Origin of the sequence: Paenilisteria riparia FSL S10-1204, assembly GCF_000525995.1 — a bacterium.
Classification (GTDB): Bacteria; Bacillota; Bacilli; order Lactobacillales; family Listeriaceae; genus Listeria_A; species Listeria_A riparia.
Window position 1 is genome coordinate 199,182 of record NZ_AODL01000007.1, and the last position, 16,093, is coordinate 215,274.

A 16,093-nucleotide genomic window follows, 5' to 3' on the forward strand; every position below is an offset into this window, starting at 1 on the left:
TCCCGAAAAAGCTTTGTCATGTGTTTCCATTTGGTAGATACTATATACCCTATGAAATCATACGCTTCTTTCCTGATGAAATCATACGCTTCTTTCCTGAAATTATTTTTATTACTAGTACATATTTTCATGACTTTCTTACATTGTTTCAGCTCGTTCTTTCTCAGATCAATTATTTTTAGCTATTTATTGATCTAATTTAATGCTGTCTTTTTGGTAACAAATTTCACTTAATTTTCGTTCTAGTTGTACTTAAAATCCTTATTTTGTGAATTTGTCATTGATTTGGTGTAAACTGGTCTGGCTTCATGTGTAAGAACTGAACTTACACCAAGGACAATTCTGTCTTGTTGCACGGTTAGTTTGGCATCACCTCCTTACATTGAGTGTATTTATTTTTAACGGGTGTGCTAGTTCTTGCTTTTGCTTTGGAATTTGATTTGCTTTTTTGTGGGGAATCTGGATGCTTTTATTGGAGTGCGTTTTAGATGAGAGTATTTTGGAGTACTCTTTTTTGAAGGGAGGCTAGTGGGTGGTATGGAGCGCTTCATACCTTGGTGCCTCTTACACATATAACAATACTATAAAAAAAGGTGAAATTAGTCATATTCTCAAAAACTTCTTTATCTCGGAATTTTTTGATTTGGCGTTTGCCTTAAAACATGACAAATACGGATTATGATGCTATATTGAGCTTGAAGAAAAAAGGAGTGCGTTTCGATGAAAAACCTAGTAATAGCCTCAGAATATCGGAAGTTACGGTTGTTGCACATCTTATTTACAGCCGATACCAACTATACAAAAAAAGAGCTTGCGGAAATGTTACATTGTTCCGTTAAAACGCTAGACATGGATATTAAAGGGTTGCAAAGGCTTTTTGAACCACATATTGCTCGTGTGTACGAAAATGAATATTATGTGTTGCTTGATGTTGGGGAACAAGTCAATTTTTCTTATCTATACGCAGTAACGGTTAGTAATTCTTATCTTTATTTGATTTCTAAGGATATTTTTGAAGATCAGCATTTGTCTTTGACTGAATGGGCAGAGGCGAATTTCAATAGTTTGCCAACGACGTATCGACGGATTAAGCAGATAGATACATATTTGGCGGAAAGCCGGTTAGTGCTTGAGACGACGCCGCTAGATATTAAAGGGACGGAGATTCGATTGCGCTTTTTCTATTTTCAGGTGTATAGTCGAACTTATCCGTATACGAAATGGCCGTTCCCTGATATGCCGTACGAGCGAATTAATGATTTTATCAAAAGTGTGGAACGTTGTTTTGGCATTTATTTTTCTTTATCGGCACGTATGAATTATGCGATTGCGATTGCAGTTTGTTTGACTCGTTTTAAGCAAGGCTATCAATATGTTATGTCAGACGATGATGCACAAATTTGGACGACTCTCGCTGATGCACAGCGCGAATTTTTTCTGGTGAATTATGTGGTCTTAGATGAACTTGCTGGAAAACCGTTACCTCAAAGTGAACAGTTTATTAATGTCTTAATGTGTTTTTGGACGCATTTTTCGTATGTAGACGAGGGGCAAGCTAGTAGTCGGATTAAGTATGGAAGAAAAAACACGCCTGAGAAATATAAATTAGCGTCAGAATTAGCTGGTTTATTGGAATCTTACCCGATTCGGAATCAACAACTTATTTTAGCGGGAACGCTTGATTTTCTGTCGCGTTTTCTCTTTATTGATAAGGTCAATATGTTGCCTGAGATTCCATATCCGCATATCGCTCCAGATAAACTTGTATTGAGCCGACAAATTCGCGATATTTTGACGAGCTATGAAACACACCCAAAACATCACTACATTCGGTCCAACAAAGCGATGATGGTGAACTATTTGACAAACTTCTACAATATTATTGTTCAGCAAGAAAAGCGGAACCAAATTCTTCATCTGAAAATTGTTTCAGAGAACGGCTATTTTTGGGAGGAGTTTTTGCGAGCTGAAATACGGAAGAAATATTCGGATGAACAGATTATCATATGTGATGAGCTACATTCTCATGAACATTTGCAGCACATTGATTTAATTATTAGTGATTTTCCTTTTTATGAGGAAGTGAGTGTGACGACAAATCGGCTTGTTTGGAATATGCCTCCTGCTAAGAAGGATTACGAGCAGTTGAATTTATTTTTAGCGAAGTGGAATGAGCGGAAATAGAAAACACGAGAGTCCGCAAAAATGGATTCTCGTGTTTTTATTTTCCTATTTATGCAGGTGTATCTGTTAATTCCCAAGTAAGTGTTGCTTCATACTTGCCTGGAACTTTCGATGTTTTACCTGGAACGCTTAATGTAATGCTTTCTGCTGCTTCTTGGTTATTGGCGCCGAACATTTCAACCCATGTTCCCATACCTTGGTTTTCCTCTGCATTCATCACATCAGAAGCAATTCCTTCTGGATTTAATGCAAAATCTGAAGCTGTTGGTGCATCACTTTCTGATGCCGAATTCACTGTTGGGTTAGTGAAGGCAAGGACGGCACCTGTCAATTCAGAGCCACCATTTGTGAATTGACCATCTTGTTTTACTGTTAAATGCCAACCAGCGTTGGAGCCACGATTATCTGTTACTTGCACAAAGTTTGGCACGTCTTTTACTGTTTCATCTACGCCAACTTTGATTTGATCCAGTTGCGCTTTATATACTTCGTTGTTACCAGAAATTTTTTTGTTCTCCGAAGTGGATATTGGAGATATAATCGATACTTAGAGGGCCAGCAGTACCAGTGGGATGATCAGGATCAACGGGAGTGATTGGACCTGGACCATCTGGATCTGTCGGGTCAACAGGATTCGTAATTGTGTCGTTAGGTATGAAGTTCACATCTGCCTTAGAACCTAATGTTCCGCCGTCTGCCGCTAAAGCGTGCGTTCCTGTTCCTGCCAATGTTGCAACTGTGACCATGCCAATAATTGCGAATTTTGTTAATTTCATACTACCAATTCCTTCTCTCATGTATTATTTTCTTACAACCCAAGAATACTATGAGAAAGGTCAAAAACAGGTATAATGTCAAAAGTTACTCCAACCAAGAAAAAAATGAAAAAATCGAATTTCATTCCTAGGATTAAATTAGTTTAAAATTCATCATACTATCAACCGATGCTAAAATAACTTCTTCATTTGTTGAAATAGGTTGCCAGCCAAGCATTTGTTTTGCTTTATCGTTCTTCACATTGCGGTTCATGCCATGCAATAATAAGCCTTCTTTTGCTTGTTTGTTCACTAGAGCCGCTGTGCGAAGTGCCACGTTTGGCATTTTTTTTGTTGAGACATTTTTAGAGATTTGTGGGCGCTTTGCTTTTAGTATTTCGGCCATTTCTTGTAGCGAAGTTTGCCCATCTGCTGACGCAATAAAGCGTTCGCCATTTGCCTCTGGTGTGAGCATCGCTCGAATATGAATATCTGCAACATCCCGAACATCGACAATATTGAGCGGAATTTCAGGAATGCGTTTCATCGATCCATTCAATAAATTGTTAATAAGCATAAAACTCCCAGAAATATGTTCACTTAATGAAGGACCAAAAATAGCCACTGGATTCACCGTCGCAAATTCCAACGTAATATCTGGTTGGCTTACAAAATCCCATGCTGCGCGTTCCGCTAATAATTTCGATTTTTCGTAGATAGATAAACCTGCCTCATTTTCATCCGTCCAGTCTTCCTCCGTCGTTACTACACCTATCGCAGCCTTTTTACTAAAACCAACAGCGCCAAAGTTAGATGTCATCACAACGCGCGTCACATTCATTTTTTGTGCTGCTTTTAAAATTCTTGTAATCCCTTCTATAGCTGGCCGAATCGCTTCTTCTTCGCTCTCAGGTTCATGAAAAAAAACTGGTGAAGCCACACTAAATACGTAATCGCGGTCCTCCATTGCTTCTTCCCAGTTACAATCTTTCGATAAATCTGCCTCAATAAATGATAGCTTCTCCAAGTTCTGAACCCCATTTTCTTTTAAGGTGTCTATAATCATGTCTTTTTTCTTCATCGAGCGCAACGTCGTCTTTACGTCATACCCTTTTTGTAGCAATTGCAAAAGAATGTGTACCCCGACAAAACCTGTTCCACCAGTTACTAAAACTTTTTGATTCATTTTATTTTCCTCCAATTTGTGTTTCGATTTCTTTTGAACTATACTTAGTGTAAATCCTAAACCAAGGTCGAGGTCAAACTTTTTTTGAAAAGGAGTTTAAAAAAATGAATCAAACTTACTCTATCAAAGACGTTGCGGCGTATTTCGATATTTCCATTTCATCGATTCGCTTCTACGACAAGAATGGTTTACTGCCTTTTGTTGCGAAAAACGAATCTGGTCATCGCGTGTTTACCGAGTCCGATATGCAGTTCATCCATACGATTTGTTGTCTCAAAAATACTGGTATGTCGATAAAAGACATCAAGTGCTACATCCAGCTTTGTATGGACGGCCCGAACTCGATTAACAAACGCAAAACCATGCTCCAAGAACATAAGGCTCACGTCCTTCGCGAACAAGAGAAGCTACAAGAAAACCTAAAAGAAATCGACATCAAAATTGCGCGCTACGACTCCAAAGACGCCACATCCATTATTCAAGCGCAAATCCAATACGTCACCGCAGAAAAGAAAGCACATGATATGCCAAACCCATTTCATGTATAAAAAAACCATGATACGCCTTTTTTCGGCCACATCATGGATTTTTCATTCTATTAAGCTTTTGTCATGCCGATAAGTACACCGCCAATAACGACTAAAATAACGCCGATAATTACAAATATAAGTTCTTTCTTCGTCTTGCGTTCGCCAAGTAGCAAAATCGCTCCAAGCGTTGAAATAACAACACCCAATTGCGATAAAGAAAAACCAGTCGCCACACCAACAAGACTATTCGCATAAAGCATCGCCACATTTCCCGACGCCCATAGCACACCGGGAATAATAAGCAACGCCGTCTTTTTCACGAATCTGCTTTCTGTATCTTCCTTGCTCCGCGCTGTCATTACCAATGCCGCCACAACCATCCCGACCGCTTGAGGTAAAATCGCATCGAAACCGTTGATGGCAAATCCTTGAATAATAACAACATATCCAATATATCCTAATGAAGAAATAACTAACACGATAAGTCCACTATTTAATTTTGACTCCCCAGAATTATCTTTTTCTGCATACGATGTCATGAAAATACCGATAATAATAAGTGTTAATGCAGTGAATCCAAGCGTAATTCGAAATGCCGTATCCCACTCATGAAAAAGGAAAACACCAAATAATGTTGTTCCTACAAGTTGCATCCCTGTTGAAATCGGCATCGCTTTTGAAACACCAATCAATTTGAATGATTTGAGCTGAAACATTTGTCCAACCGCCCATAAGCACCCCGTAATAAAACTAATAATAAGCGTCTCCATCGTGTATGTGGGGTCTGTAAACGCCAAAGCAATGCACGCAAAAACAAGCGCTCCAAAAGTAATTCCCATCGTTTGTTGCCTTGTTGTACCACCAATTTTCGTAATCAGTAGTGGCATAATCCCCCACATTAACGCAGGTATTAGCGCAATTAAAATATTCATCTAACAAGCTCCTCCCATTTTCTCACAAGCTAGCGAATCATGATCTCTTCAGTGATTATCCCATAATCCGTTCCATCTGTCGACAAGTCTACCTGCTGTCTTATTCATTATAATAGATGAAAGGCGTTTCATAGCAACATGCAAAAAAGCACGATTATGTGAGAAATACAACTTATGCAATGACTCTAGTTAACAATTCTATGTATCAAATTTGTCTAAATTCCGAACAATACTTAATTCCAGAATAAAGCTTCAGTTTTCTCTTGCTAATTAAAACAATTTGTATTAGAATATATGTTCGTGCTGGGTTTGCAACACACAAAAAGGAGGTCTATAATGAAAGTTTTATTTCAACACTTAAAGAAATATAAGCTTCAAACCACGCTTTCCACACTGTTTATTGTCGTCATGGTTATCTCACAATTATGGCAACCGAAACTATTACAACAAGTTCTGGAAGCAATTATTAAAGACGATATGGACGAAATCACAAACATTGGTATTTTACTAATTATTATTGCAATTGTTGGTCTTATCGCCGGTATCCTAAACACTATCCTCTCTGCAAAAGTGGCACAAGGTGTAGGAGCCGACATTCGTGAAACTAGTTTCCGCAAAATTCAAACATTCTCCTTCAGCAATATTGAGAGACTTTCCACAGGAAACCTAGTTGTTCGTCAAACGAATGATATTACGCAAGTTCAAAACTTAGTGATGCTATCTTTACAGTCACTAACTCGAATTCCGATTATGTTTATTGGTAGTTTTATTTTAGCGATGTATACTTTACCAGAACTTTGGTGGATTATTATCTTATTAGTCGTCCTTGTTTTCCTAATCGTTTTCTTGATTTTCGGAAGAATGGGGAAACATTTCGGCAAAATCCAAGCTTTCATTGACCGCGTGAATGCGATTGCGAAAGAAAACTTGGCAGGTATGCGCGTTGTGAAATCATTCGTTCAAGAAGATAATGAATTACAACGTTTCACAAATACAAGTGATAAATTGACACACCACACCATCGTTGTCGGTCAACTTTTCTCCATTATGATTCCGGCATTTATGCTCGTTTCTAATATGGCAGTTGTAGCGGCGATTTATTTTGCAGGTGATTTAGTGAAGGATAATCCTGAAGTTATCGGGGCTATCGCTTCTTTCATGAACTACTTAATGCAAATTATGATGGCAATTATTATCGGTGGTATGCTGATGATGATGGCTTCTCGTGCCATGATTTCCCTTCAACGGATTGGTGAAGTGCTAAGCACAGAACCAGACATCAAATACGATGAAAACGCGCAAGACAAAGATTTAGTCGGCAGCGTAGAATTCCGCGATGTTAGTTTCCAGTATGAAGGCGACGAAACAAAAGCACTAAAACACATTTCCTTCCAAGCTCGCCCTGGTGAAATGGTCGGTATTGTTGGTGCGACTGGGTCTGGTAAATCAACCCTAGCACAACTCATCCCACGACTTTATGACCCGACAGAAGGCCAAGTGCTTATCGGTGGCGAAGACTTGAAGAAAGTAAGCAAGCAAACACTTCGCAACACCGTGTCCCTTGTATTGCAACGCGCAATCCTATTCTCAGGCACAATTGCTGAGAACTTGCGCCATGGTAAAAAAGATGCTACCTCAGAAGATATGGAGAAAGCAACACGTATTGCCCAAGCGAAAGAATTTATCGAGCGCCAAGCCGATGTTTACGACGCACCAATCGTGGAACGCGGAAACAACTTCTCCGGTGGACAAAAACAACGCCTTTCCATCTCACGTGGTATCATTGGCGACCCGAAAATCTTAATACTAGATGATTCCACAAGTGCCTTAGATGCGCGCAGTGAGAAACTCGTGAAAGAAGCATTAAACAAAGAATTAAACGACACAACCACTTTCATCATCGCTCAGAAAATCTCTTCTGTTATTCATGCAGACAAAATTCTAGTACTTGACGCTGGAGAACTTGTCGGTGTTGGCTCACACAAAGAACTACTAGAAACAAGTGAGACCTACAGAGAAATCTATGACACACAAAAGGGAAAGGAGGTTGACGCGTAATGAAAGAATTTAAACGTATCGTCCGCTTTTTCTGGCATTATTTAAAAGCTTACAAATGGCAAATGACCGTTATTATTTTAGCCGTTATTGGTGCTACGTATTTACAAGTCAAAGCTCCTGAATATATTGGTAAAGCGATTCAAGAGTTGGCGAACTACGCGCAACGCCTCTTCACAACTGGTGTTGACGACAAGACCGACTTTGTTCATATTATCTGGATGTTGATTCTGTTCTACGTTTTACTAGCAGCAGCAACATTTATCCAAACCATCCTAATGGCAGGTGTTTCAGGTCGTGCTACAAACCGGATGCGTATTGGTCTGTTCCGCAAAATGGAGAAATTATCAATCCGCTTCTTCGATGGACATAAAGATGGCGAAATGCTAAGCCGCTTCACCAGTGACTTAGATAATATCTCGAACACGCTAAACCAAGCGCTTGTCCAAGTTTTATCCAATGTGGCACTGATGATTGGTGTTATTATCATGATGTACCAACAAAACGTGAAGCTTGCGACAGTAACGTTGCTTTTAGCTCCTGTAGCTATTTTGATTGCTGCGTTAATTATACGTAAGGCTCGTAAATATGTGGATATGCAACAAGATCGTCTTGGCGAACTAAACGGTTATATTGACGAGAAAATCTCTGGTCAAAAAATCGTTATCACAAATGGATTAGAAGAGGAAACTATCGAAGGCTTCGTAAAACATAATAATATCGTGAAAGAGGCTACATTCAAAGGTCAAGTTTACTCCGGTTTACTTTTCCCGATGATGCAAGGTATTTCCTTAGTCAACACAGCCGTTGTTATTTTCTTCGGTGGTTGGTTGGCGCTTGATGGTAGCATCGAACGTACAGCAGCACTTGGCTTAATCGTTATGTTCGTTCAATATTCGCAACAATTCTATATGCCGCTTACACAAATTTCATCCCAGTACAGCATGCTACAACTTGCAATCACTGGTGCGCGTCGTGTCAGCGAAATATTTGACGAAGAAGAAGAAATCGAACGTGCGAACTTACAAGAAATCGACGGCGTTCACAAAAGTGTGAAGCTGCAAAACATCGACTTTGCTTACACACCCGAAAAACCAGTCTTAAAAAATGTCTCCATTGACGTTGAAAAAGGCAAAATGGTTGCCCTCGTTGGCCCAACAGGTTCTGGTAAAACAACCGTCATGAACTTGCTAAACCGCTTTTACAACGTAGATAATGGTGCCATCCTGTTTGATGATATCGATATTCGTGACATCAAGCTCGCGTCCCTACGTCAACAAGTAGGTATCGTTCTCCAAGATTCCGTCCTGTTCTCTGGAACCATCCGCGATAATATCGTGTTCGGTAAACCAGAAGCAACAGACGCCGAAGTAACCGATGCTGCAAAACAAGCCAACATTCACGACTTCATTATGACGTTAGAAAATGGCTACAAAACAGAAATTAGCGATGAGAACAACATTTTTAGTGTTGGTCAAAAACAATTAATTAGCATCGCACGTACTATCATTACCAACCCGTCCCTTCTCATTCTCGATGAAGCGACAAGTAATGTAGATACCGTGACAGAAGCTCGCATCCAAAAAGCAATGGATAACGTCATTTCTGGACGCACAAGCTTCGTCATTGCCCATCGTTTGAAAACCATTCTTGATGCCGATCACATCGTTGTTCTTCATCAAGGAGAAGTCATCGAACAAGGAACACACGAATCATTATTACAACAAAAAGGATTTTACTCAGAGCTGTATCACAACCAGTTTGTAATGGAATAAACACCTATACCTCGTCGATTTTTCGGCGAGGTATTTTTTAAAATCCATCATAAAAAAATACGTATCAAAAATCTGTGATTAGATTCTTGATACGTGTTTTTTAAGGTGAAGTTATAGCCTCCGTTAAATTATCCACAAAAGTTTGCTTGTTCTCATTTTTAGAAGCTTCAGAGATGGCGTCAACATCTTTTGGCTTATCATCCCAACGGTTAGAATCAGCAGTGACCGCGATATGCATGCTTTTATCTTTATTGTCGTTCATGAATTCTGTTACGTTTTTTGGAATGTCATCCGATTGGACCGTTGTAAAAAGCACGATTTTATCATAAGCACCTGCGTTTACTTTATCTAGCTTCGTTGTATCCACAACAGAGATATGGACGTTTTTATCCTTCATATCCTGCTTCACTTGATCCATCACACTATTTTTAAAGTCACTGCCTTGAGTTGCAAGTAGCACATGTCCTCCTGTCGCTGATTTGTTTACTTCTTCACTTTCAATAACATCCATTGATTTTACATAGCGATACGTTAACATCACACCAGCAAATATAACCGCAGCACTTCCAAGAACAATCAGACTTATTTTCAGTATTTTTTTCATTAGTATTCCTCTTTTCAACTAAAATCTCTTAGGCCAAAACGACCTTACACACACTATAACAAAAGAAAAAGAAACCATTTATACATTCAATATATAAAAAAAGCATTTGGAATATCATCGCGCCCCCTTTACGCTCCAAAACTGCCTCCCCTCCATATTTAATCGATGTCACAAACAATTCACAACTCTTTTTCAAAAGAAATAGCGTATAATAGTTAGAAAGCCGTTAATAAGGAGAAAGAAAAATGCCCGAAAAATTAAATACTGTACTTGCCTATTTAAAAGAATTTCCCGATTACTATCAATATGTCTCTAAGAAAAACTACACAATCCATGAAAAAATTATATTGGAAGAAGAAAAAGCGAAACATATCTTTTTTGTAGTAGAAGGTCACGCAGCTGTGGAGTTAGAAGATAAAATTAGAAAAACAAATTACATCTCTATATTTATTCATCCATACAATATTTTAGGAATTGACTCATTCTCCTCTTTTCCTAAAAAAGAACATAGCATTACGGTCATGAGCGACCATTTAACACTGTACAAAATAGATGCCGAGTTCTTATTAAACACACTGGCTGTAAAACCAGATGTCCATGATTTTTTATTAACTAGCATTGCAGATATTTTTGCACGTCACTACACATTACTTGGGATGATTGCCAAAACTCCAAAAGAGCGACTTTACATGGCCTTTCAAAATCTCGCTACAGAAATGGGAACCGTAAGTAAAGATAAAATTATGTTACCTTCATTTATCACCCAATCCGTATTAGCACGGTATTGCCGAACAACGCAACCAAATGTCTCTAATTTATTGACCGAGCTTGTGGAAGAAGGATTTTTGAACGATAAAAAAAGTCCTTATCATATCAATAAGAACTTTTTAGCTATTTAAAAAAATAATTTACTCGCCGTAATCGACAATGCCAGCAAAGCTACCGAGCCAATCGTTGCAGCTAGAAAAACACGACCACCGCGGCGAATGATTACTTGGAAATTCACGCTCATACCAAGCGCTGCCATCGCCATTCCTAAGCAAATATAAGCGACCGAAACCAAGCCATTCAACAGCTCAGCAGGCATCGCGACAAACGTCCCAATTGCACCAGTCAACAGAAATCCGCCCATAAACCAAGGAACTGGCAACTTACTTTTTTTATCCGTCGTTGCTTTTTCCTTGCGTTGCGCGATAATCCCGACAATCACAGCCACTGGTGCCAAAAGAAGCACACGAGACAGCTTCATAATAATAGACGCGTCAAGCGCCTGCGTCCCACCTGCACCTCCAGCCGCAACAGCATGCGCAATTTCATGCAATGAAGAACCTGTCATCACCCCGAATTGCGTCGGCGTCATCCCCAACACAGGCTTCAAGCCCACCTCAATCAGCGTAAATACTGTCCCCAAAATACAAACCACAGCAACGGCCAGCACCGAATCATCATTCTTTGCCTTCACTTGTGGTGACACACCCATCACCGCAGCAGCACCACAAATCCCGCAACCACAAGCCGCCATTAACCCAAGCGAATCCTCGACTTTCAGCCATTTACAAAGAAAATATACCGTCACAATTGTAAAAGCCACAACAACAATTGCCAGAACAATCGTCTTTATTCCTGAATCCGCCAGCGCCTCCAAGTTCAATCGGAACCCCAACAAAATAATCCCCAATCGTAAAAACTTATTCGAAATAAATCCCGTCCCCGGCTGTGCGCTTACAACAACAGTCCGACTTATCTGCACGAGCATTCCAAGAATTAGCGCAATCACAAGCGCCCCAATCAATTGCAAGCCAGGTAGTAACGCCAGATACTTCCCTGCAATCGAACAAGCAAACGTCACCAAAATCCCAATCCAAAAACCTGTTTCCTTCCATTTCATTCCCAAGTTCCATTCAACTCCTCATCTTTCATGCTATAATAAAACAAAACCTAACGGGCAAAAATTCCCGGTATGTATAAAAAAGGGGGCGAATCAAATTGTTCCACTTACTCCAAACATTTATGGCCGTCTACGAAGAACAAAATTTCACACACGCGGCCCAAAAACGCTTTATCTCTCAACCAACCGTATCACTACATATCCAAAAACTAGAAGAACTCACCAATACAACCTTGTTTTTGCGAAACGGTCGGAATAAAGCTGTCCCAACAGAAAGTGCCGATCTCCTTTACATCCGAGCGAAACAAATGGCCTCCTTATGGGAAGCGAGCTTGAATGACCTAGAACAATTGCGCGGCAACATACGCACAACCTACACCATCGGGGCCTCCCAAACGATTGGCGTTTATATGCTCCCCCAAGTCCTACCACAACTTCACGCCCAGTTTCCAACTTATGATTTCATCGTCACCATCGCCAACTCAGCCACGATATTCCATAATGTCGAAACCCATGACTACCAAGTTGGCCTTGTCGAATCGCCTATCATCTCGCCAACTGTAACTCGCGAAGTGTTTGCATTTGATTCCTTGGTATTAGCAGGCGATATGAGCAGCGAGCTCTGGCTGCTACGCGAAACTGGCTCTGGCATCCGCGCATACACCAATCAATTTTTCCAACAAGAAAACATTATCCCACAGCAAAAAATCGAAATTGCAAGTAACGAAGCCATCTTGCAGCTACTCGAACAAGGTACGGGAAAAACATTACTCTCCGACCTAAGCATCCGTGATTTTTCCTTTGAAACGCCACCATCACCTATAACAAGGCCACTTTACCAAATTAGCAATCACGCTTTTCCTACCGACGATGTTCAAATCAAGTTGCTCGACCTCTTACAACAAACATTTCGTTAGTACATCTATAGCATACAAATAATTAAGCAATAAGTAAAATAGATATTTTAAATACTTATTATTAAAAAACATAATAAATAAGACGCGAAACCTGTCCTAAGATTTCGCGTCTTCCTTATTTTATCATTGCACGCTGTTTCATTTTCCCATTTTCCGAGAAAGCATAGCGAATTGCGTTTGGGAAACGGAGGTACATAACCAATCCTCGCACACCATAAATGACAATAACAGATAGCCATGTCAGCCATAACGTTTCTGTACTAATCCCTTGATCAAACATAAATTTCACCAAGATGCGTAGCACAATTAAAATTATCCAGCAAGCCGCATACACATATCCACCTTTAGAATAATAAATACCATCTCGCTCATAAACTTTCGTTATCATTCCTTGCGTAACACCGCCAATAACCCCAATAATCAGTAACACAATTCCTTCTTGCCACATCCAAGTTGACGTTAACGGATGATACATTGAGATTGCCTCATAAAGCGCCACAATCGGCAAAATAATAAACGTACTCCGCTTCAATACTCGCTCCTTCACTTGTCTTCCTATAATAAAAATAAATAATATAATACCAAGTGCTAAATTAGCCATCCTCATGTCCTCCTCAATTTATCTAACACCAGTTTACAGGAAAACATACCATTTCGCGTCTATCTCTAGGTAGATATTTAGTGTACCAAACCTTTTCGTAATGCAAAAACAACCGCCTGCGTCCGATCCTGCACATTTAACTTCTGAATAATCCGATGCACATGCGTCTTCACCGTTCCGTCTGAAATATAAAGTTGCGCCGCAATCATACTATTTTTTAATCCATCCGCCATCAACTGCAAAACTTCCAATTCACGATCTGTCAATGGCTCCATAAGTTCCTTCTGATTCATCCTATCCACAAAAAAGCCTTGCGAATTCGCTTGTAATTGCTGCATCACTTGTGCCGCGGTACTACTGGAATACATCGTTGCACCTTGCATAATTGAACGAATCGCCGTTGCCACAAAATCAATATCCGTATCCTTCAACAAATAACCCACAGCCCCTGCACGAATGCCTCGATACACATACTCCGAATAATCAAACGTCGTCAACAAAATTATTTTAACCGCTGGATTTTCCGTCATAATTTTTGCAGTTGCTTCGATTCCCGTGCAAACTGGCATCTCAATATCCATCAAAATCACATCTGGACTTTGAGCAGCTGCCAAACTCACAGCAGCTCCGCCGTGCACTGCTTCCCCAACTACTTCAAAATCTGCCTCTTGCCCTAATAAAAACGCCATTCCTTCACGAATCATCGGCTCATCATCCGCAATCATAATACGTATCATACTTCACCAGCTCCTTTTTCTATCGGAATTTCCGCATCAATTACAAAACCATCGCGCATACGAAAACGAATCACACCTCCCAATGCTTCCACACGCTCCGTCATCGCTCGCAAACCAAATCCAATCTTATTTTCCACCTTACCATCCAATTTTCCATTATCCCGAATCTGCACCATCACCCGTCCCGACTCCTGCACAATCCGAATCACTATCTCTGTTGCCTGCAAACCGTGCTTCAACGTATTCGTAATCGCCTCCTGGACCATCCGGTAAACCGCCACATCAAGCCCACTCGGCCAATCACCGCTCACCGTCCCACCTTCTTCCAACACAACCCGTAACGGTGTCTGTTGCTCCGTCTCATACACCAATCCTCGAATCGCCTGCATCCCAAGTCCATCCGGTGGCGCCCAACTATGTACTAAATGTCTCGTTTCCTGCAAACCTGTCTTCGCAACATCAATCAAATTTTCCGTCGTTTTCACAGCCTTAGCCGTATCCACTGGAATCATTTTGACCAACATCTGAAGTTGCACAATCATCGATGTTAGCCGATGCCCAATACCATCATGAATATCGTGCGCCAATCGATTGCGTTCCGTCAATGCCGCATACTTCATTGCCTCTTCCTGCGCCACTTGCAACTCAGCGTGTAGCTCCTGCAATTTCGCATAAGCCTCCTGAATCCGCACGAAATCCTCATTCCGTTTCGCCCGCAAATTAGCCGAACTAAACACTGCTAACATGCCGACCGCGCTTAGCACTCCAACGAGTCCAGGTTCACTACGACTCAAAATCAAATACCAACATACTGCCACAATTGTCGTCCCAAGACTCCATTTAAAATCCCGATTCGACGCACGCCCCAATAACACTATCAGCGCCCAATAACCAATCGACGCATATCCAAACACACCCGGCACATACAATATTGCCAAACCCGACCCAGCAAAAAGCACTACAGCAAGCGGTAACAAATAGCGTATCTCAAAATACCGTCGCGGCAACCATAAGCAAGCCCAGAAAAACACAACAAACCCAAAAATAACCCCAATCTCCGCAAAACTCCGCTCCCCAATCAAAGGAATAATCAAAAATAAAGGTGCAAAAGTAAGCAAACCCTGCCAAAAATACCGTCGCAAACCAATCATCTCCATCATCATTTGCATTTACTATACCAAATACTCCAAACAAAAAACACCATAAACCGTTCAAAGCCAATTTACAGTGTCACTCCTCTTCCATCAACCATTCCATCCAAGACGGCATCGGCACTCCAAAATCATCAAACAACATCATAACCGCCATCTGAAATAACTCCAGTCCAATGACAAAACAAACGACCGCCAAAGGAAATCGTACCCATTTATTCCAGCGTTTCCCATGATATAAATAATCCGCCAATCCTGCAAACGTTAAAAACAAAATCACCAATACAATAAACTTCAAAACAAGCATATCCTAGTCCCTCCACTGCAATCGTTCCATTGGAAGCAATCGAAATGCATCCGGACTCCCAAATTGCTTATAAATCTCCCGTTGCATTCTTTGCCCCGTCTTCACTACCTCCGTTTTTTTCACATACGTCATACACGCCAGAACAACTAAAACCACTCCCAAAACAATGAAACCCGCTGCAACCCATCTCCTCATGTTCCAGCTCTCCCTTACTTTTTAACTCCATACTACCACAAAAATACGGCAAAAAAACAAATCTTTCCTAAACGATGCAAATCACGTCTTAAGCGCTAAATAAAGTTATAATAACCAATCATTTCATAGCAAAAAGACAACGATCATGGGTTATAAAAATCTTTCATAATACATACCTGCGTTATTGCTCTACAACCAAACAAATAGGGATACATGAAATATTGTTACATTTATAAAGCCCAATAATCGTGTATACGTATCTTTCGAAGTTGACAA

At 40.4% G+C, this 16,093-nt stretch carries 15 protein-coding genes and 1 pseudogene; 6 read left to right on the forward strand and 10 right to left on the reverse strand.

The features are described from left to right. Positions 1–720 precede the first annotated feature (720 nt). The gene (locus tag PRIP_RS05745; protein ID WP_036100062.1) at positions 721–2,184 is read left to right on the forward strand and encodes an AcpB/EbpR/MafR family transcriptional regulator; all 1,464 of its coding nucleotides are present in this window, start codon (positions 721–723) and stop codon (positions 2,182–2,184) included. A 49-nt stretch (positions 2,185–2,233) separates the two neighbouring features. Here the strand turns inward: PRIP_RS05745 and PRIP_RS05750 are convergent. Together PRIP_RS05750 and PRIP_RS05755 are read right to left on the reverse strand one after the other, a co-directional pair. Further along, positions 2,234–2,960 (reverse strand): annotated as a pseudogene (locus PRIP_RS05750) (WxL domain-containing protein). A 133-nt stretch (positions 2,961–3,093) separates the two neighbouring features. Then, positions 3,094–4,125 (reverse strand): SDR family oxidoreductase, encoded by a 1,032-nt coding sequence (locus tag PRIP_RS05755; protein WP_036100063.1) that lies wholly within the window; start codon positions 4,123–4,125, stop codon positions 3,094–3,096. 104 nt (positions 4,126–4,229) lie between these two features. Between PRIP_RS05755 and PRIP_RS05760 the strand changes: the two genes are divergently transcribed. Further along, on the forward strand, positions 4,230–4,673 hold the full coding sequence (locus tag PRIP_RS05760; RefSeq protein WP_036100064.1) for a MerR family transcriptional regulator: 444 nt from the start codon (positions 4,230–4,232) through the stop codon (positions 4,671–4,673). A gap of 50 nt (positions 4,674–4,723) precedes the next feature. Here the strand turns inward: PRIP_RS05760 and PRIP_RS05765 are convergent, their stop codons facing one another. Continuing rightward, positions 4,724–5,587, reverse strand: coding sequence for a GRP family sugar transporter (locus PRIP_RS05765; RefSeq protein ID WP_036100065.1), 864 nt, complete (start codon positions 5,585–5,587; stop codon positions 4,724–4,726). Between the two features lie 336 nt (positions 5,588–5,923). Between PRIP_RS05765 and PRIP_RS05770 the strand changes: the two genes are divergently transcribed. Both PRIP_RS05770 and PRIP_RS05775 read left to right on the forward strand, forming a co-directional pair. After that, positions 5,924–7,645 (forward strand): ABC transporter ATP-binding protein, encoded by a 1,722-nt coding sequence (locus tag PRIP_RS05770; protein WP_036100067.1) that lies wholly within the window; start codon positions 5,924–5,926, stop codon positions 7,643–7,645. Further along, positions 7,645–9,417, forward strand: coding sequence for an ABC transporter ATP-binding protein (locus PRIP_RS05775; protein WP_036100069.1), 1,773 nt, complete (start codon positions 7,645–7,647; stop codon positions 9,415–9,417). The genes PRIP_RS05770 and PRIP_RS05775 overlap by 1 nt, the downstream gene beginning before the upstream one ends. A 100-nt stretch (positions 9,418–9,517) precedes the next feature. On the opposite strand, the gene PRIP_RS05780 is transcribed toward PRIP_RS05775, so the two are convergent. Continuing rightward, positions 9,518–10,021, reverse strand: a complete 504-nt coding sequence (locus tag PRIP_RS05780) for a hypothetical protein (protein WP_036100071.1) — start codon at positions 10,019–10,021, stop codon at positions 9,518–9,520. Positions 10,022–10,266: 245 nt separating this feature from the next. On the opposite strand from PRIP_RS05780, the gene PRIP_RS05785 reads away from it, so the two are divergent. After that, the gene (locus PRIP_RS05785; protein ID WP_036100073.1) at positions 10,267–10,920 is read left to right on the forward strand and encodes a Crp/Fnr family transcriptional regulator; all 654 of its coding nucleotides are present in this window, start codon (positions 10,267–10,269) and stop codon (positions 10,918–10,920) included. On the opposite strand, the gene PRIP_RS05790 is transcribed toward PRIP_RS05785, so the two are convergent. Next, a complete protein-coding gene (locus PRIP_RS05790; protein ID WP_036100505.1) occupies positions 10,917–11,909 on the reverse strand; it encodes a YeiH family protein in 993 nt (330 codons plus the stop codon). The two genes, PRIP_RS05785 and PRIP_RS05790, sit on opposite strands and share 4 nt — an antisense overlap. Before the next feature lie 98 nt (positions 11,910–12,007). Between PRIP_RS05790 and PRIP_RS05795 the strand changes: the two genes are divergently transcribed. Continuing rightward, complete coding sequence (locus PRIP_RS05795) at positions 12,008–12,826, forward strand: LysR family transcriptional regulator (protein ID WP_052008744.1); 819 nt, start codon at positions 12,008–12,010, stop codon at positions 12,824–12,826. Positions 12,827–12,941: 115 nt separating this feature from the next. Here the strand turns inward: PRIP_RS05795 and PRIP_RS05800 are convergent, their stop codons facing one another. The 5 genes from PRIP_RS05800 to PRIP_RS05820 form a co-directional block, all read right to left on the reverse strand. Continuing rightward, positions 12,942–13,427 carry a CcdC protein domain-containing protein gene (locus PRIP_RS05800; RefSeq protein WP_036100074.1) on the reverse strand — a complete coding sequence of 162 codons (486 nt, stop codon included), beginning with the start codon at positions 13,425–13,427 and terminating at the stop codon, positions 12,942–12,944. A gap of 77 nt (positions 13,428–13,504) precedes the next feature. Further along, a complete protein-coding gene (locus tag PRIP_RS05805; protein ID WP_036100076.1) occupies positions 13,505–14,164 on the reverse strand; it encodes a response regulator in 660 nt (219 codons plus the stop codon). Continuing rightward, complete coding sequence (locus PRIP_RS05810) at positions 14,161–15,333, reverse strand: sensor histidine kinase (protein ID WP_036100078.1); 1,173 nt, start codon at positions 15,331–15,333, stop codon at positions 14,161–14,163. Before PRIP_RS05810 ends, PRIP_RS05805 begins: the two co-directional genes overlap by 4 nt. Positions 15,334–15,394: 61 nt before the next feature. After that, complete coding sequence (locus PRIP_RS05815; RefSeq protein ID WP_036100080.1) at positions 15,395–15,622, reverse strand: hypothetical protein; 228 nt, start codon at positions 15,620–15,622, stop codon at positions 15,395–15,397. A 3-nt stretch (positions 15,623–15,625) separates the two neighbouring features. Then, positions 15,626–15,817 carry a hypothetical protein gene (locus PRIP_RS05820; RefSeq protein WP_036100082.1) on the reverse strand — a complete coding sequence of 64 codons (192 nt, stop codon included), beginning with the start codon at positions 15,815–15,817 and terminating at the stop codon, positions 15,626–15,628. Positions 15,818–16,093: the final 276 nt, after the last annotated feature.